The 17,255-nt window shown below is 70.1% G+C and carries 15 protein-coding genes and 4 pseudogenes; 9 read left to right on the forward strand and 10 right to left on the reverse strand.

Annotated features, from left to right (window positions below):
* Nucleotides 1–5: 5 nt before the first annotated feature.
* From EHO50_RS27260 to EHO50_RS27270, 3 genes are all read right to left on the reverse strand, one after another.
* On the reverse strand, nt 6–326 hold the full coding sequence (locus tag EHO50_RS27260; protein WP_128433838.1) for a transcriptional regulator: 321 nt from the start codon (nt 324–326) through the stop codon (nt 6–8).
* On the reverse strand, nt 323–814 hold the full coding sequence (locus EHO50_RS27265) for a hypothetical protein (RefSeq protein WP_128433839.1): 492 nt from the start codon (nt 812–814) through the stop codon (nt 323–325). The genes EHO50_RS27260 and EHO50_RS27265 overlap by 4 nt, the downstream gene beginning before the upstream one ends.
* A 634-nt stretch (nt 815–1,448) precedes the next feature.
* On the reverse strand, nt 1,449–2,621 hold the full coding sequence (locus tag EHO50_RS27270) for a hypothetical protein (protein WP_246101499.1): 1,173 nt from the start codon (nt 2,619–2,621) through the stop codon (nt 1,449–1,451).
* 661 nt (nt 2,622–3,282) lie between these two features.
* Here EHO50_RS27270 and EHO50_RS44155 point away from each other — a divergent pair.
* On the forward strand, nt 3,283–3,441 hold the full coding sequence (locus tag EHO50_RS44155; protein ID WP_164904955.1) for a hypothetical protein: 159 nt from the start codon (nt 3,283–3,285) through the stop codon (nt 3,439–3,441).
* A 49-nt stretch (nt 3,442–3,490) separates the two neighbouring features.
* Here the strand turns inward: EHO50_RS44155 and EHO50_RS27280 are convergent, their stop codons facing one another.
* Both EHO50_RS27280 and EHO50_RS27285 read right to left on the reverse strand, forming a co-directional pair.
* Nucleotides 3,491–3,955, reverse strand: coding sequence for an ABA4-like family protein (locus tag EHO50_RS27280; RefSeq protein ID WP_128433840.1), 465 nt, complete (start codon nt 3,953–3,955; stop codon nt 3,491–3,493).
* Nucleotides 3,952–4,905: a hypothetical protein gene (locus EHO50_RS27285; RefSeq protein WP_246101500.1), complete on the reverse strand. Its 954-nt coding sequence runs from the start codon at nt 4,903–4,905 to the stop codon at nt 3,952–3,954. Before EHO50_RS27285 ends, EHO50_RS27280 begins: the two co-directional genes overlap by 4 nt.
* Before the next feature lie 236 nt (nt 4,906–5,141).
* Here EHO50_RS27285 and EHO50_RS27290 point away from each other — a divergent pair, with 236 nt between their 5' ends.
* Both EHO50_RS27290 and EHO50_RS45225 read left to right on the forward strand, forming a co-directional pair.
* Entirely contained in the window at nt 5,142–5,795 is a 654-nt protein-coding gene (locus tag EHO50_RS27290; RefSeq protein ID WP_128433841.1) for a MerR family transcriptional regulator, read from the forward strand.
* Nucleotides 5,796–5,885: 90 nt separating this feature from the next.
* A pseudogene (locus EHO50_RS45225) lies at nt 5,886–6,038 on the forward strand (TetR/AcrR family transcriptional regulator); the annotation flags it as partial.
* 21 nt (nt 6,039–6,059) lie between these two features.
* Here EHO50_RS45225 and EHO50_RS27300 read toward each other — a convergent pair.
* Nucleotides 6,060–6,212, reverse strand: a pseudogene (locus tag EHO50_RS27300) (CGNR zinc finger domain-containing protein); the annotation flags it as partial.
* A gap of 2 nt (nt 6,213–6,214) precedes the next feature.
* Here EHO50_RS27300 and EHO50_RS27305 point away from each other — a divergent pair.
* Together EHO50_RS27305 and EHO50_RS27310 are read left to right on the forward strand one after the other, a co-directional pair.
* Nucleotides 6,215–6,586: pseudogene (locus tag EHO50_RS27305) on the forward strand (Ohr family peroxiredoxin); the annotation flags it as partial.
* 107 nt (nt 6,587–6,693) lie between these two features.
* A complete protein-coding gene (locus EHO50_RS27310) occupies nt 6,694–7,089 on the forward strand; it encodes a VOC family protein (protein ID WP_128433843.1) in 396 nt (131 codons plus the stop codon).
* Between the two features lie 37 nt (nt 7,090–7,126).
* Here the strand turns inward: EHO50_RS27310 and EHO50_RS27315 are convergent.
* Nucleotides 7,127–7,294 (reverse strand): annotated as a pseudogene (locus EHO50_RS27315) (IS5/IS1182 family transposase); the annotation flags it as partial.
* A 239-nt stretch (nt 7,295–7,533) separates the two neighbouring features.
* Nucleotides 7,534–10,581 carry a hypothetical protein gene (locus EHO50_RS27320; protein WP_128433844.1) on the reverse strand — a complete coding sequence of 1,016 codons (3,048 nt, stop codon included), beginning with the start codon at nt 10,579–10,581 and terminating at the stop codon, nt 7,534–7,536.
* 391 nt (nt 10,582–10,972) lie between these two features.
* Here EHO50_RS27320 and EHO50_RS27325 point away from each other — a divergent pair, with 391 nt between their 5' ends.
* On the forward strand, nt 10,973–11,746 hold the full coding sequence (locus EHO50_RS27325) for a polysaccharide deacetylase family protein (RefSeq protein WP_128434045.1): 774 nt from the start codon (nt 10,973–10,975) through the stop codon (nt 11,744–11,746).
* A 90-nt stretch (nt 11,747–11,836) separates the two neighbouring features.
* Here EHO50_RS27325 and EHO50_RS27330 read toward each other — a convergent pair whose 3' ends face one another.
* Nucleotides 11,837–12,589, reverse strand: coding sequence for a DUF4232 domain-containing protein (locus EHO50_RS27330; protein WP_128433845.1), 753 nt, complete (start codon nt 12,587–12,589; stop codon nt 11,837–11,839).
* A 226-nt stretch (nt 12,590–12,815) separates the two neighbouring features.
* Between EHO50_RS27330 and EHO50_RS27335 the strand changes: the two genes are divergently transcribed.
* The 3 genes from EHO50_RS27335 (at nt 12,816) to EHO50_RS27345 (ending at nt 16,316) form a co-directional block, all read left to right on the forward strand.
* Nucleotides 12,816–14,141 carry a helix-turn-helix domain-containing protein gene (locus EHO50_RS27335; RefSeq protein WP_128433846.1) on the forward strand — a complete coding sequence of 442 codons (1,326 nt, stop codon included), beginning with the start codon at nt 12,816–12,818 and terminating at the stop codon, nt 14,139–14,141.
* Nucleotides 14,142–14,385: 244 nt separating this feature from the next.
* The gene (locus EHO50_RS27340) at nt 14,386–14,589 is read left to right on the forward strand and encodes a cold-shock protein (protein ID WP_109379033.1); all 204 of its coding nucleotides are present in this window, start codon (nt 14,386–14,388) and stop codon (nt 14,587–14,589) included.
* 206 nt (nt 14,590–14,795) lie between these two features.
* The gene (locus tag EHO50_RS27345; RefSeq protein WP_128433847.1) at nt 14,796–16,316 is read left to right on the forward strand and encodes a DEAD/DEAH box helicase; all 1,521 of its coding nucleotides are present in this window, start codon (nt 14,796–14,798) and stop codon (nt 16,314–16,316) included.
* A gap of 40 nt (nt 16,317–16,356) precedes the next feature.
* Here EHO50_RS27345 and EHO50_RS27350 read toward each other — a convergent pair whose 3' ends face one another.
* Nucleotides 16,357–17,118, reverse strand: a complete 762-nt coding sequence (locus EHO50_RS27350) for an ATP-binding cassette domain-containing protein (RefSeq protein WP_128433848.1) — start codon at nt 17,116–17,118, stop codon at nt 16,357–16,359.
* Between the last annotated feature and the right edge of the window lie 137 nt (nt 17,119–17,255).

Genomic DNA, 17,255 nt, shown 5'->3' on the forward strand with positions numbered 1-17,255 from the left:
CGTGATCACAGACCCGGATCCGACGGCCCCACTATCGCCCGCAGCGCCTCAAGGTGCCCCTGATATGCATCCCGGCCTCGTCGGCTCAGCCGGAGCCACACCCGCTGCCGGGTGTCGCGGACGGCCTTGCGCTGCTCGACGTAGCCGGCGTCCATCAGCACGGTGACGTGCTTGCTCAGCACGGAGGCGGAGAGGTCGAGTTGCTTTTGGACCAGGCCGAACTCCGCCTCGCCCGCAGCCTCCAGAAGGGCGCAGATGCGCAGCCGGTTCGGGGCGTGGATGGTGGTGTCGAAACCCTCCAGCCGGTCGTGGATCTCGGCGCTCACTGGGTCTTCCGGTGCAGGCGGACGAAGGCGAGGTGGAAGCCGACGGACACGGCGGCACCGATCAGTGAGGCCGCGATCAGCCACACCGGCCGTCCCGTGACGCGGAAAGCGAGCGCCGCCCCCACCAGCAGCACGGGCAGGCCGACCGCGAGCGGCACGGTCGCCCGCTTCGGCAGCACGTCCAGCCTCAGCGCCACCCCGGTCCTGTTGCGCCACGCCTTCGCCGCGACGGCGAAGAGCGCCACGTACACCGCGGTGCTCGTCAGCATGATGGCCGTCCAGGCGGTGCGCGGCAGCAGCCAGTCCGAGTCGGCCATGACGCCTCCGTAGGTGATCGGAAGCGCGGCGATGTAGAGCGTGAGCGTGAGGAAGAACCAGTTCGGCCATGGTGTGGCCGACAGCGCCGCGGCGGAGGCCCGGATGTGCTCGGTGTCGGCCAGAGCGGCATGGGCCTGCTCCGGCGTCACTCGTACCCCGTGAGTTTCCATGTCGGAAAGAGTAGCGAACAGTTTCCAGCATGGAAAGAGACGAGTTTCCGGTACGGCAAGTGGCCGGCTCGGCCCAGGCCATGGCGGGCGGCGGTAGCCGCGACGGCGTGAAACCCGTCCAGGACCGTCCGGCGGTCAGGTGACTGCCGGGGTGCCGTCTCGTCGTCGCCCGTTGCGAAGCCGAGACACAACCGAGCAGGTTCCGCGCGCCGGCCGAGAACCAACAGAGGCGGGCCGTACACCTGCGCGGTTGACCATCAGCGGCACGGTGAGCGCGGACCGACCGCTGCCCGCCCGGTCCGAAGCCGGAGGTGGACAGCGGTGAACGACACCGAGACCATCGTGCTGAACACCAGGACCCGCGTGCGGGACGGCAGGACCCTCGTGATGAGGCGCCCGGCCGCCCGCGAGCTCGCCCCCGCCCGCCCTTCGCTCTACCTGCACGGGCTCGACGGCGTCCGCGCGATAGCCTCATGCTCGTCGTCGTCCCGTCGTCCTGGTCACCGTGCACGGGCCCGTCACCTGGAACGACCAGGTGCGCAGACGGTCACGCAAGCACTGAAACGGCGGTGAACCGGCCGACCCGCCCGAGCCGCCGACCGACATGCCGGACCCCGCCGTCTGCCCTGACACGTCAGGGACGCGATCTTTCCGGCGCGCCGAGTGTGGTGCGCTTCGCCGTATCCGGGGCCGGCTCGCTTCTCACCCGCTCGCTGCGGGACAGAGGGTGTCGGCGGCGCCGATCTCGGACCGGACAGAACAGCACGTATGCGGTGGAGACGCCGACGAAGCCCAGGCGGATCAGGCCGCGGGTCGGGTCATGGGGAACGACGAAGACCGTGCCGTACAGGGTGATCAGTCCGATCCAGCTCCACCACGGCACCAGGCGCCGCTGCCCGATCACATCCCACAGCAGGGTGCCCAGCAAGACTGAGGCGGTGTAGTACGTGTAGACGCTGGGGTCCAGGGCGATCCGGGCGTTGGCGCCGAGCAGGACGACTGCGGGCCAGCGCCCTCGCCGGACCGCGACGCAACCCAGCGCCAGCCCTACCGCGGCCTGTGCGGGCCGGTCCCAGGGAGGGGTTCGCGGATCGTCGACGCCGAGCCAGCGCAGGGCGGACGCGGGCTGGTTGGGGATGGTGAATTCGGCCGCGGCGAACGAATGCGGGGCACTGAGGAGGAACGGCAGCCAGACGAGCGCGACCAGACCCGCGCACCACAGCCCCGCGCGCAGCCACTGCTTTCTCGGCAGTGCGAGCAGCAACGGCAGGAAGGCCAGCGCGGTCGGTTTGGAGTCCATGGCCAGGGCCAGGAAGATGCCCGTCGCAGCGGCGTTGCCGCGGGTGAGGGCACGTACGGCCAGGGTGGTGAAGAAGAGTGCCAGTACGTCGTCGAGGTGACCGAAGCGGACGGCGACCTCGATCCACATCGGGATGAAGGCCAGGCCCGCGATCAGGACCCGCTGCCGCAGCCGCTGATGGTTGGTGCCGGTGCCCAGGAAGTACCGGGCGGCGCTGCGTCCGGCCACCACCAGGATGATCAGGCCGAGCAGGGACATCGCGGCGGCGGCCAGGAACTGCCCGAGGGCCTCGGAGAAGGGGTTGAACAGGCCCGCCGCCAGGAAACTGACGGGGCCCATCTGCAACTCCGGGTGGTGGGCGTACAGGTTCAGACCGCCGTCCGCCCTGCCCGAACCCGCGTAGAGCAACTCCCCACCCGTACGCAGGTAGTGCCAGGAGAAGCCCCCGTGCGGCTGGACCACGGCGAACCACAGGACTGTCCAGGCGGCGAGCAGCACCAGGTGCATCCGCTGACTGATGGACGACACGGTTTCTCCCCTTTTGCCCCTGGTCGCATCGCACGGTTCTCCCGGGCGATGTGCCCCTCTGTGAGATGGCCAGAAGGCACGGAGGGTTCTTTTCGTAACGCCGGTCCCGGATTGCGGCACGGGAGTGAGGCATCGATATGACGCAGGGGTGGGGAGGAAGAAGCGGCCGCCTGGTCCGCTGAGCCGGACGGGCTGCGGGTGACGCCCCCGGTCGTGTCAGGGGCCGGTCGCCGAATCTTGCGGCCTCGGTGAAGTTCTTTCCGAAGACGCCGTATGGGACGGAAGCGCCTTCCGGCTTCGACCCGGTCGTCTCCGTCCTGAGCGCCGACGGGCATGCGCGTGCTCATCACACGACGAACGTCGTCGTGTCGGAAGGTCCGGGCGACGAGGTCCGTGTCCGGTCCAAGGGCTTGGGCGTCGTGGACGGCGGCACCGTCATTTGCGGCGGGCTGTGTCGACCAGGTGGCGCAGGAAGGCCAGCCCCCGGGGCGTTCGTTGCCGAGCTGTTCGATGTCCGTTTCGTCGCGCAGGGCGAGGACGCTGGTGAGCAGCTGGGAACACGGACGCCCGCGCCCGGATCAAGGCGTACGGCGGACAGGACTGGGATGTCCGATGGAGCCGGGCCTCGGAGTTCGAGGGCGTGTGGAAGGTTGACCTGGTCGGCACCGCACGTGCCGAGGACGAACCCGTCCGCGTCACCGAAACAGTCGTCTGGGAGGACGAGAGCTGGGTGATGGCCCCGCTGCCCGGCGTCGTACCGACGCCGTCGAACGCAGCAGGGACCGAACCACCCGGGTGAGCCTCGCTGCGCCTTGTTGCGGTCGGCGCCCACGCATCCCGAGCGCCGATTACGTGGCGCCGCCGGCCCCGGTAGCCGCGAGGTCTGCGCGGGTCGTACGCCGTGACCTTGCCGCGCGCAGCCCCAGGAACACCAGCAGTCCGAACGGTGACAGCAGGATCGTGAGGACCAGCAGCGGCCCCATCAGCAGGGCGGAGATCCCCAGGCGTCTGGCCTCCCGGTACATCCACTGTCCGATCAGTAGATCCCAAGCGATGACCTGTGCCCAGACGGCCCCCGCGCCGTCCGCGAGGGCCGTCAGATCGCGGAAGGTGTCGAGATCCGGGCTACGGACCGCGGTCCACAGCTCGGGGAACACCGGGATCGCCAGTGCGAGATAGACGAGCAGGACAGGCACCACGGTCCACGGTGACCCGGCGATACGGACAGTCGGACCCCACGCCGGCGCGAAGATCATGAGTAGCCATACGGGTGCCGCGAGCCAGAAGGAGAGCTCGAAGAGGAATCCGGTCATGCCACGAGGCCCTTCGGGGTGGGGGCGTCTTCCGCGTCTTCCGCCGCTTCCGCGCCTTCCGCGCCTTCCGCGTCATCTGCTGTGAGTGGAAAGGGGGTCGGAGCCCTCAGGGATCCGTACGTCCCGACAGCACCGGCCGCCAGGATCAGTCCGGCCACTCCCAGCGTCGCGCCGTCCGGGTGGATCAGCGGCTGGCCCCGCAGCGCCTGCCAGAGAGTCAGTGCAAAGGCGGCGGCGTACGTTGCCGAGGCGAGCAGCACCAGGCGCAGCCGTATGCGGTCGTCGGTAAGGCGAGCGAAGCGTGGCCCGAGGGCGGTCAGCAACATGACCAGCAGCGGCAGGAGTTGCAGCGCGTGCATACCGACGAAGTGCGGGATCCGTAGATCGCCTCCCGTCGTCGACCAGCCGGTCAGCGGCATCGACGGACCGCCGTCCGGCACGCCCACGCTGTGCGCGCCGACCACCTTGGAGACGCCACGCCGCTGCCCCGGCGCGGGTTGGGTCATCAGGAAACCGACGCCGGCCCCGGCCAGTGCCAGAACGATGCCGGAGCGCATCGCCCAGGCGGATGCCCGGTCGGCGATTCGGGCGCGGAGCAGCAGCACGGCGACGGCGAGTGTGCCGAGCCACAGGATGACGACTGAGACGGCCATGGCGTTGAACAGCGCCTCGTCGAAGGGTGTCTCGTGGTTGAAGTGGCTGCGTTTCCCGCGCACCACCTGCCCTGTGATGATCAACATCTCGACAAGGCTCGCCAGCGCGACGACCGTCCCCGCCCACCAGCCCACGCGTCGTCCGCTGGGGAGAAGCGACAGCATCCAGGCCAGGGAGAGGCAGTACGCCACGAACGAGACCGAGAACTTGAACGGCTTGAACCAGATCGGCGCACCCGCCAGGACACGGTCGTCGATGACGAGTCCCACCGCGGATACGACCGCCGTCAACACCATCGCCGCCGCGAACACCACCAGCGGCCGATGCCATGACCGCCACGGCGCCGACGGCGGCCGTAACGGAGCAGGCCAGGAAGACGGACGTGAGGAATACGGACCTGAGGAAGACATGACTACCCCCAGAAGCGGATAGCGGCACTATCCGCTATCCGATAGCCCAACTATCTATGATGGGAGACGGGTCGGCAAGGGCCGGCCCGGCCTCAGGACGAAGGTCGAGGAGTGAACCGGCTGTGCGCATCGGAGAGTTGAGCCGCAACACCGGAGTGTCGGTGCCGACGATCAAGTACTACGTCCGTGAGGGCCTGCTGCCTCCGGGCGAGCTGACCAGCCCGAACCAGGCGACGTACGGCGAGGCGCACGAGCGTCGGCTGCAGCTGATCCGAGCCCTGCTCGATGTGGGCGGCATGAAGGTCGCCGAAATCGCGGATGTACTGGCGGCCCTCGACGACCCGGAGCGTCCGCTGCACAAAGTGCTCGGCGCAGCCGCGGACCATCTCAGCAACGGGGGTGTCGAGCACGACGACGCCGAGTCGGCGGCCGCCCGGGCAGTCGTCGCCGACCTCATCTCCCGGCGCGGCTGGCGGACGAACGAGTCGAACCCCGCCGCCACCGACCTGTCCAAGGCCCTTGCCGCCATGGACCGGCTGGGCCACGGGGCGTTCGTCGAGGTGCTCGACGACTACGCCGACGCAGCCGAGCAGGTCGCCGAGGCCGACCTCCGTTACGTGGACCGGCGGGTGGCGGTCGAGGGCATGATGGAGGCCGTGGTGGTCGGGACCGTACTGGGTGAGGCGGTGTTCAACGCGCTGCGGAGGCTGGCCCATGTGGACGCCTCGGCACAGCTGTACGGCACGGATGGCTCACAGGAGCGTAAGACGAGCTGAGCCGACCGCAGGTGGCGAAGCGCGCGCCAGTCCAGTGCGGATATAAGCGACCACTCACCCGACTGCAGGCGTCTGCCGCGCTGTTGGCGGGGCATCCAGGGAGGCGTGACCATCATGATGTCCACGGGCGACTCGTCCCACCTCAACGCAGCGCTCGACACCGGGATCGAGTATTTGCGCACGGCGGGGCGAACGGGAGGGCGGGGAGGGGGCCGGTGCGGGACTGGCGGGGCACCGCCGTGACCGTGACCGGCACCGCGCGCGTCAGCGGGCCGCCGCGGGCGCGGTCTTCTTGCGGGCGCGGTATGCGGCTGCCTTGATCTTGTTGCCGCAGGACTCCATCCCGCACCACTGTCGGCGCATGCCCCGCGAGCGGTCGATGTAGGTGCGGGTGCACTCCGGGTTGCCGCACTCCTTGTGGCCGCGTCCAGTCCGAGTACGGACTTCTGCAGACGACTCTGGCCATCCCGAAGGAGTTCGGCGGCGCCGGCAACGCCACCAACCCCGAGCAGCTGTTGGCGGCCGGCTGGGCCGCCTGTTTCCTGGGAGCCGTGCGCCGCGCCGCCGCCGAACGCAAGGTCAGGCTGGCGAGCACCACCATCACCGCCGAGATCACCCTCAACCACGATGACGACGGCGAGTTCGGCCTGGCCGCCGTTCTCAACCTCGAACTCGGCGGCGTCGACCAGCAGACCGCGACGGAACTCGGCGCCGCCGCCCACCGGATCTGCCCCTACTCCAAGGCCACGCGCGACAACATCCCGGTCACCATCAACGCCGGCGCCGCCTAAGCGGTTTCCTACGGATCAAGCCCGTTTGATGTCCCTGGTCGAAAAGCTCTCGGATCTGTCGGGTGGGCGACCTACGCTGAGCCCCGTCCGCACTATCTGGGGGAAGCATGACAAGCAGGTTCACCGAGTTGACCGTTGACTGCCGTGATCCGGAGAGACTCGCGGCCTTCTGGTGCGAGGTCCTGGACTTCAAGGTGATCGACCGGAGCGAGGGCAAGGTCGAGATCGGCTCTTGGGTGCCGACCGTCGAGGATGTCCGGGCCCGCCAGATGCCGCCCACCCTGGTGTTCATCCGTGTGCCCGAGGGCAAGACCGTCAAGAACCGGCTTCACCTCGACGTCAGCCCGATCGACGGCAGCACCGAGGGCGAGGTGACCAGATTGCTCGGTCTCGGCGCCGTCAAGGTGGACGTGGGCCAGGGCCCAGACCGGAACTGGGTGGTCATGGCTGACCCCGAGGGCAACGAGTTCGACGTCCTGCGCACCTTGGCACCGCAGGACTAGCCGCCTTCCTCTGATCACCTTTCCGACCAGATGAAAGACGGCCGCCGCGCCGGCCGAGCCGCTTGCGGTTCGCGGCCTGGTCGGCCGGCTGTGGGATCACCGACCGGATTCCGCGCCGTCGCAGGTGACTGCGGATCGCCCGAGACGAATACGCCTTGTCGGCCAGAATCACGTCCGGTGTGGTCCTGGGCCGGCCGATCGGCCGGGGCACTCGGAAGTCGTCGAGCAGGATCCGGATGCCTCGGCCGACGCCAGGCCGGAGAGCTGCTGGTGCCCTGTGACGGAGTGAAGTTCGAGCTTGCTCCGGCTGTCGGTGCCTGGCGGGCGGGGCAGCGGCGGCGAGGTGAAGAAGGCCGTGGGCAACCGCGTCGGCCACTACAAGGCGAGCGAGTAGGGTCGGTCTGCCGGAAGCAGCGGTCTCCGGCAGGCCGACCCCTTGTGCACTCAGCGGGTGATCATGATGGCGTCGAGGTGGACGGTCGATCGGGTGGAGGTGCTGCCGGCGAGGACCCGCAGCTGCACCTTGTGGGTCGTGATCGTGGTGCCGAGCGTGCGGGTGAACACCACTTGCCGGTAGGCGGTCTGCGCGGCGTAGGTGTCGACCGTACCGACCGTCTTTCCGTCGACCAGGACCGCGAAGCGGCCGCCGTTCGACTTCCGCGTTGCCACGATGCGCAGTTGGGTGCCGTCCGCCGAGAAGGACACGTACGCGCCCTTGGTGGCGGAGGTGCGCTCGGTGCCGGACCAGGCGGAGGATGCCGCCACCGACTTCCAGGTGCCGGTGTAGTGCAGTGCCGTCGCGCGGTCGTCGAGCGGGATGCCGGTGGTCGCCGCCCTGCTCCAGGGGCCGGTCTGGCCGGCGTCGTCGTGGGCGCGGACGTAGAAGCGGTAGGTCAGTCCGGGAACCGGCTTCACGGGGCTGCCCGCCTTGCCGAAGACCGCGGAGGTGGCCGTCGTGCCGGTGCGCCAGGTCTGCAGCGCTCCCAGCTTCCAGACGCCCGCGCTGTCACGGGTGGCGACCCGCCAGCCGACGTCGTACGACTTCACACCGGCGGTCTTGGCCGACCAGGCGACCGGCACCGCCGCGCTCGTCGCCGCGCTGCTCGCGACGGTCGGCGCGGTGACGGAGGCGGCGGGGACCGTCCGGCGCAGGGTCACCTTGCCGCTGACGTCGGCTGCCGCCCGGCCGGTCACCGTGTCGCGCACGGTCAGTGTCCAGGTGTACGCGCCCTCGGCGGCTGCCGTGCCCGCCCCCGTCGTCCCGTTCCACACCGGCTTGACGGTGCCTCCGGAGGCCGTACCGGAGAGGGAACGGACCTGCGTGGTGCCGGACTTGAGGGTGAGCGTCCAGCTCACCGGCCGGTTGTAGGTCCAGGTGGGGGTCCAGGTGTCGGCGGATCCGTCGCCGTTGGGGCTGAAGCCGGTCGGGGCGGTGGCGGCCGAGGCCGACGTGGGGACGCCTGCCCAGGTCACGTGGGTGACGCCGGCGTCGTCCATCCAGGCCGCCCAGGGCGCGTCGCGGTCGACCGCCCACCTCTCGGCGGTGGCGGAATCGGCCTTCTCCGGGAGGGCGAACAGCGGCTGGGCCGCGGTTGCCGTGCCGCTCAGCGTCTGGGCGTTCAGCGTGACGGCCCCCGAGGACTCCGAGGACTTGGTGAAGGTGTAGATCACGTCCGTGCCGAGGATCGGCGTGTGGACGGAGGCGTCCACGGTGGTGCCGGTCGAGCTCCCCGCCTTGAGCAGCAGGCCGGTGGTGGACGCGGCCCCGCAGGTGGTCAACAGGATCCGGGAGCCGCGCACTTGGAGGCCGCCGGGCAGGCAGCTCACCGTGGCGGCGGTGGTGACGGTGCCGGTGGTCAGGTCGGTCCGCCGGATCGACCAGGCGGCCGTCGTTCCGTTCCGTACCGAGGAGTACACGGCGCCGCCGTCCAACGCGGAGGCGGAAGGCACCCTCGCGCTGTGGCCGTCCGCGAAGGTGTAGAGGAGAAGCGTGCCGTCGGCCGCGGTCGTCCTGTCCGACACCAGGACGTGCTCACCGTCGAAGTCCACGACGTTCACCATCGACACGTCGGAGTAGTTCAGCGGTGTGCCGACCAGCTTGCCGTCCTCGTACACCTGGTAGTGGCCCGGCTCGGCGGCGCTGCTCTGCTCGACCAGGACCCGGTCCCCGGCGGCGGCCAGGGTCTGGTGCACCAGGCCGCCGGTGTAGGCGAGTACCCGGGACGGCGTGCTCGCCGAGGCCCCGGCCGGGCCGGCCGAGAGGTCCGAGCGGAGCAGGACGCCCTGACGGCGGGAGGAGTCGTCGGCCGTGTAGAGCGCGCCGTCGGACAGGGCCAGCGCGTCCAGCCTGGCGGGACCGGCGGGGATCGTGGTGGCGTCGCCGGCGGCGGTGGACACCCGGCCGTCGGTGAGGGTCTGGATCGCGGCGTCCACGTCGGGCCGGTAGAGCGTCACGCGCATCTTGCCGTCGTCGCCGACCGAAAGGTCGGTGAACGTCCCGCCGAGGTCCTTCGCCGCCGTGGATCCGTCCCTGGCCATCGCGAACAGCTCGGACGCCCCGTCCGCCGCGCTCCACTGGTACCAGGCGAGCGTGTCATCGCTGATCCAGTGCGCCCCGCTGACCGGCAGGGTGACGGTCGACGGGCCGTCCCCGGGTGCCGACCGCTGCCACTCGGTCAGGGTCGCACCGTCGATGACGCCGACATGGGCGGGGGTGAACTCCAGGCCCTGCGGCAGCTCGTCGGTCGCGGGCTCCGCCACGGTGACCGTCGCGCCGGTGGCGAAGTCGACGTACACGATCTTGCGGTCCCAGCCGGGCGCGGTCCGCCGGAGCACCAGGGCACCACGAGCGTCCGAGGCGAGCACCTCGTACTGCGCGTCGCCGGACAACAGCGTCCGGTCCTCGTTGCCGGGCGTGCGCAGCAGCAGGCGCACTCGATACGCGGAACTGTCGTCGTAGTAGCTCTGCTGGACGAGGATGCCGTCGCCGGCCTGGGCACGATAGCGCTCGTCCCCCGCGGCCCCTGAGCTGTCGTATGCGACAGGAAGGACGTCGTCCTGTTCACCGAGGTGTCCACCGGAGTCGAGGTGGCGCAAGGTGACGTGGTCGGCGAGATCACCGTTCGGATTGGTGGAGGTGGCGACGGCCACCACTCCGTCCTGCACGGACACCGCGTCGACGTTCGACGTCTCGCTGGTGTCGGCAAGCCGGCCGAGATCCTGGGGTGTGCCTCCCGCGACGGCGAGCCAGCCGTGCGCCAGAGCGTCGGCGGACGTCTTCTGACTCCAGACGACCACCTGACCGGAACCGGATATCTCGTCCGCCGCCGGCACGGAGGTCGGGCGCGCGGCCAGCGTGGCAGACACGTCGGTCACAGCCGCGGCAGCTGCGGGGACCGGGGTGACGGCCTGGACGAAGGTGAGAGCCGTGAGGGCTGAGAGGGCTGTGAGGGCTGCCGGAGCGGCAAGGAAGCGGCATCTGTGCGAAGGCATGAAAGCCCGATTCTGCTCGGATCAACTATCGGATCGACAAGGCGGGGATCATTACACGCAGATCCGCTGCGCCCGGCGGTGGGGTCGCAACATTTACCGACACTTTCCCCAACATGCGTCACCGCTTGTCGTACTGCTGGGCGGTGGTGGCTCCGAGGAGGGTGTCAGCGGCGGCCGAGGTGAGGACCCGGTCCAGGCGGTCGGCGTTTCGCGATGACCACGGTGGGCCGGGCAGTGGTGGCGACGTTGGGCGGGCCGAGTTGTCCGCGATCTCCCCCGGGATTGTCCGTGATCGGTAACGGACGCATCCCGTGGCCGCCGTCCCTCGTCCTGCCAGGTGGTCGCGAGGCGACCGGGGATCGGCGAGGAACTGCGGGAGAGCGGGGCGGACATGGCGCGGCACGGTGGCGGGCGGGGCTGGTACGGCAAGGTGGTCGGGGCTGCGCTCGGGGTGACGGTGCTCGCCGCCGGTGCCGCGGTGTGGACCGCGCAGGCCGGTGCCGTGGGCGGGTCCGTGCCGAAGGCGGCCGCGTCGGCCACGCCGGGCAGTGACGTCAAGGCGGTGGACCTCACCATCGCGCACGCCTCGGACAAGGGAGCGCGCGGCGTCAACATCACCATCGACGACGGCCCCGACCCCGTCTGGACCCCTCAAGTGCTCGACGTGCTGCGGGAGTACGGGGTGAAGGCCACGTTCTGCATGGTGGGGACTCAGGCGCAGGCCCACCCGGAGCTTGTGAAGCAGGTCGTCGCGGCCGGGCATCGGCTGTGCGACCACTCGGTGTCGCACGACACCACCATGGACAAGAAGTCCCGGGCCTACCAGTCGCAGCAGATACTCGACGCCGAACGCATGATCACCGAGGCGTCCGGGGGCGTACGGCCGATGTACTACCGGGCGCCGGGCGGGGCCTTCACCCCCTACAGCCGCAAGCTCGCTGCCTCCCGGGGCATGCGCCCGCTGGGCTGGAACGTGGACACCAAGGACTTCGAGCGGCCGGGCACGGACGCCATCGTCGCCACCGTCGAGCGGGAGCTGCCGGGCGGGCCGACCCTCCTCTTCCACGACGCCGGCGGCGACCGCTCGCAGACCGTCGAGGCCCTGCGCCGGATCCTTCCCCGGCTCAAGGAGCAGGGCTACTCCTACGGCTTCCCGGTGCGCTGAGCCGGACTGCCGCCTTCTTGCCTTCTCCTCACTCGCTCCACAGCCAAGGCCCAGGTCATCCGACCCGGGCCTTCTCGCTGCCCGCTGTGATCACCAGGCCAGGGCGTCAGCCATGGTCGACTGCCAGTACGAGACGCGGATCGAGTCGTCGACGTACACGCCCTTCGCGGGCAGTGACGGGTGGGCGGCGGCACTCGCGCTCTCGTCGAAGTAGACCTCGACGGACTTGGCCGTAGAGCCGCCCGAGCCACTGCCGTCGGCGGCCGAGAGAAGGACGCTCGCATAGCCCGACTCGCCGGGGGCCAGCGTGACCACCGCCTGCGGCTTGGAGTCCTCGAAGGCCGGCGGGACGGACTGGGCCTCACCGAACCGGACCGCCGGATAGCCGGTGAGGTTGCAGTTCTTCGAGCCGGTGTTGGTGACGGTGAGGAGAAGGTGGTTCAGGGGGCGGGAGACCTCCGTGGCGGTCGTCCGGGTGGAGGCGGGGGAGCAAGGGGTCCTGGAGGGATCCGAGTCCTTGGAGCCCGTGGAGCCCGTGGAGCCGGTGGAGCCCGAGGAACCCGTCGAGCCCGACGAACCCGTGGAGCCCGTTGTGCCGGTCGAACCGGTCGCGCCGCCGGTCGAGCCTTCGGAGGTCGAGCCCGCCGAGTCGGTCTTGCCCGTCCCGGTGGAGGTCCCCCCGCTCGCCTTGGGCGACGGCGTGGTGGAGGCCGTGGACGCCGATCCTGCCGATGCCCCCTCGTCCTGGACGCCCTCTCCGCTGTTGCACGCCGTCAACGTCAGCGTGGCGGCCGTGAGCGCGGCGGCGACGAGCATGCGGGTGCGGTGGGTGCGTGTGGACATGTGATCCCCCTTGTGCGGTACGGGTGTTGGCCGGGCCGCTCGACCGGGTGCCGGAAGCGGCGGGCCGGGAGCGGCGTGCTTGGATGGCCAAAGCTTGTGCGGCGATCCGTCCCAGCCGCCACGACTGCCGGGGCATCCGGGACGCTGGAACGCTTGCGACAGCTCTGACCTGGGGGAATGACCTCCCCCTGGAACGGGGTGCCGGGACGTGGGAGGGGGAGGAACGGTGGCGGGGGACGAGTTCTCGGAGCTGCTGGGCCGGTTGAAGGAGCGGTCCGGGCTCAGTTACGGGGTGCTCGGGAAGCGGCTGCACACGAGCACGTCCACGCTTCACCGGTACGTCAACGGGGACGCCGTACCTACGGACTACGCACCCGTGGAACGGTTCGCGCGGGTGTGCAAGGCGACGCCCGAGGAACTGGTGGAACTGCATCGGCGGTGGGTGCTCGCCGATGCCCGGCGGAGGCAGAAGACGGGCGGGGCCCCTGCGGAGACCTCTGGGCAGGAGGAACCGGGGGCGCGGACAGCGGCGGAGGCCGGGGCCGAGACGTCGGGCAGCGAAGCAGCGGCGGCCGAGGCCGGTCCCGAGGGTGAGCCGCGGCCCGTGGCGGAGGCTCCCGTGTCGCGGCGGCGTACCGGCGTTCTCGCCGGGGCCGCCGTGGCCGCCGTCCTCGTGTCGGCCGCGCTCGTGGCGAACCTCGTGCCCGGCGAGGGGGACGACGACCAGGGCGGGAAGCAGTCCTCGGGGGCTGCCTCCCGGTCCGTCGGTTCCGCCGATTCCGTCGACGAGAGCCCCGGTGCCTCCGAGTCGGCCGGCGCGAAGGGCAGGTCGGCCTCGCCGTCCGCCTCACGCGGCGGCACTCCCACGGCTCCGGCGTCCGCCTCCCGGAGCGGTGGTGCCGGGGCGGCACAGGGCGGCGGTGATTCCGAGGCCCGGGCCACCGCGCCCACCGTCAACGTCAATCCGTACAAGTGGGAAACCCCGTGCAGCCAGCACTACTTGATCGACCGGGAGCCCGAGCGGGTGCCTCCGCCGCCGAGTGAGGCGGACGCGCGCGGGTGGGTCACCGCGTTCGGCGGGGTCGCCGCCGGGCAGCAGATGCTCGCGCTGACCGTGCAGGGCACCGGGAAAGCCACCGTCGTCCTGGAGGAACTGCATGTGCGGGTGGTGGAGAAGAGCGCGCCGCTCGCCTGGAACGACTTCGAGATGGGCGTCGGCTGCGGGGGCGGCGTGGAGACGACCGCCTACGGGGTGGACCTGGATTCCGGGCGGCCCGCGCTCTACCCCAAGGGCGGTGAGCGCGACTTCAAGTACAAGGTGAGTGAGTCCGACCCCGAGGCCTTCTACATCTTCGCGGACGCGCGGGCGCACAACGTGAGTTGGTACCTGGAGCTGGACTGGTCCAGCGGTGACCAGCGGGGCACCGTACGCATCGACGACAACGGCCAGCCCTTCCGGACGAGCGGGAACGTGGGGCGGCCCGCGTACAACCATCCGCTCGGTTCCTCCGAGTGGGGGCGGAACGAGTACACGCCCGACATTCCCGGCTGAACGCCCGGCAGACACGGGGCTTCGAGTAGGATGCGGAAATACGTGTGCCTTGCGCCCCGACCCGTGCTATCGTAATCGCGTTGCAGTTTTGGTTCCCAGAGACCTCGAGTGCTCTTCCGACCTTCGTCGACGAGCACTCTTTTTGTTTCCGAGGATTTCCGGATCTTTCCGGAGGGGTGATCACTGCGGCGACTCGGATCCGTAAAGTGCGGACTCCGGCACTGCCCCCTAAGGGAGATTCAACATGGCATCTGGCACCGTGAAGTGGTTCAACGCGGAAAAGGGTTTTGGCTTCATCGAGCAGGACGGCGGCGGCCCCGACGTTTTCGCCCACTACTCGAACATCGCCACCTCCGGCTTCCGTGAGCTTCAGGAGGGCCAGAAGGTGACCTTCGACGTCACGCAGGGCCAGAAGGGTCCGCAGGCCGAGAACATCGTTCCCGCCTGATCATCCTTCCCGCCTGACGCTGACGCGTTCGACGTACTGGGGCCCGCACTCTCGAGGTGCGGGCCCCAGCACATTGCCTTTTCCATTGTGGCGGTGGAATCGGCTTCGTTTCACCTTTTCTTCGGCTCAATTCTTGCGAATCCTGGGGCGGCTCTTCATTGTCGTCGGGAATTCCTCGATACGTGCCGCATCGAGGAAGGTTCCTTATGGACCGCACAACTCGCAGGAACAACAGCTCCGCCCACTCCCGTAAGAGCGGCAAGAACGGGATTTCCGGCGGCGCTGCCGGGCGCGACCGCTCCCGATCCCGGACGGCGGGGGGCGAGGGCGCTGCTCGTCGTTCCGCCAAGGCCGGCCGCGGCGGCCACGGAGGTCGTTCCACCACGTCCGGCGGGGAGTTCGCGCTGCCGGTCACGGTCACCCCGGCGCTGCCGGCCGTCGAGGCGTTCGCCGACCTCGACCTGCCCGAGCGGCTGCTGACCGCGCTCGGTGCCGAAGGCGTGACCGTGCCGTTCCCGATCCAGGCGGCGACGCTGCCGAACTCGCTGGCCGGACGGGACGTCCTGGGCCGCGGACGCACGGGGTCCGGCAAGACGCTCGCCTTCGGTCTCGCCCTGCTGGCCCGTACCAGCGGGCAGCGGGCCGAGCCCCGACAGCCGCTGGCCCTCGTCCTCGTACCCACCCGGGAACTGGCCCAGCAGGTCACCGACGCCCTCACCCCTTACGCACGCGCGCTGAGCCTGCGGCTCGCCACGGTGGTCGGCGGTCTGTCGATCGGCCGGCAGGCGAGCGCGCTGCGCGCCGGGGCCGAGGTCGTCGTCGCGACACCGGGCCGGCTCAAGGACCTTCTGGACCGGGGCGACTGCCGCCTGGACCGCGTTGCCATCACCGTCCTGGACGAAGCCGACCAGATGACCGACATGGGCTTCATGCCGCAGGTGACCGCCCTGCTCGACCAGGTGCGGCCGGGCGGCCAGCGGCTGCTGTTCTCGGCCACGCTGGACCGCAATGTCGACCGTCTCGTACGCAACTACCTCCACGATCCCGTGGTCCACTCGGTCGATCCGTCCGCGGGCGCGGTCACCACGATGGAGCATCACCTGCTGCACGTGGAGGACGACGACAAGCACGCCACCACGACGGAGATCGCCGCCCGCGACGGACGCGTGATCATGTTCCTGGACACCAAGCACGCCGCCGACCGGCTGGCCAAGAAGCTGCTGGCCGTCGGTGTGCGGGCCTCGGCCCTGCACGGCGGAAAGTCCCAGTCCCAACGCACCCGGACGCTGGCCCAGTTCAAGGACGGGCACGTCACGGTGCTGGTGGCCACGAACGTCGCCGCCCGGGGGATCCACGTCGACAACCTCGACCTCGTCGTCAACGTCGACCCGCCCAGCGACCACAAGGACTATCTGCACCGCGGCGGCCGTACCGCCCGCGCCGGCGAGTCGGGCACCGTCGTCACGCTGGTCCTGCCGCACCAGCGCCGCGAGATGACCCGTCTGATGGCTGACGCCGGCATCACCCCGCGGACCACCCGGGTCCGCTCGGGCGAGGCCGAACTGAGCCGGATCACCGGTGCCCAGTCACCTTCGGGCGTGCCCGTCGTCCTCACCCCGCCGGTCACCGAAGCCCGCCCCACGGGCACGGGTTCCTCCGCCCGCGGACGGCGCAGCCGACCCGCCCGGGACCGCCGCCGCTCCTCCGCCAAGGGGAACGGCCGCTGAGAGTCCTGTCGTGGTGCGCTGATCTGTCCGATGCCGCAGGTCAGTCGCTGCCCGTGGCGCCGACGATGGAGGAGAAGATCCTGTCCTGCTGAGTGGTCGGGACGTGGAAGAAGCCGTTGTTGCGGCCCAGTCGCAGCACGGCCGCCTCGTCCGCCACGGCCTTGACGTCGCCCAGGTTGTGGCTGATGAGGATCACGCCGATGCCCCGTTCGCGGACCTCGTCGACGAGGTCGAGGACATGGCCGGCCTGCTGGACGCCCAGCGCTGCGGTGGGCTCGTCCAGGAGGAGGGCCTTGGGCCGGCCGAGAAGCGCGCGGGAGATCGCCACCGTCTGCCGCTGGCCCGCGGACAGAGAGGCGACCGGGGCACGTACGTCGGGAACGCGGATGCCGAGCGCGTCGAGCTGCCGTCGCGCCTCCCCGCGCATGCCACCGTTGTCCATCAACCGGAACAGGCGACCCCGGACACCGGCGCACCGCCGCTCCCGTCCCAGGAAGAGGTTCTCGGCGACATCGAGGTCGTCGCAGAGCGCCAGGTTCTGGTACACGGTCGCGATACCTAGGCGCTGAGCGATCCGCGGGGTCCTGATGTGGACGGCCTGGCCCTCCCACTCGATGACGCCCTTGTCGGCGGGATCGACACCCGCGATGACCCTGATGAGGGTGGACTTGCCGGCACCGTTGTCGCCCAGAAGGGCGACCACCTCGCCTCTGTGGAGCTGCAGGTCGACGTCCTTGAGGGCTTGGACGGCACCGAATCGCTTGGAGATCCCACGCAGTGACAGCAGGGGCGGCCCAGTCACGCGACTCTCACCTTCTCCCCTTCTCCGTCGATCCCCTTCTCCGTCGATCGACTTCTCCGACGATCGACGACGGGACATAGTGCACTATTTATTGTCACTCTGGACATATATGTGGGTCACCGAGACGTCCAGACGCT

This window comes from Streptomyces cyaneus (assembly GCF_004028635.1).
Lineage (GTDB): Bacteria > Actinomycetota > Actinomycetes > Streptomycetales > Streptomycetaceae > Streptomyces > Streptomyces cyaneus.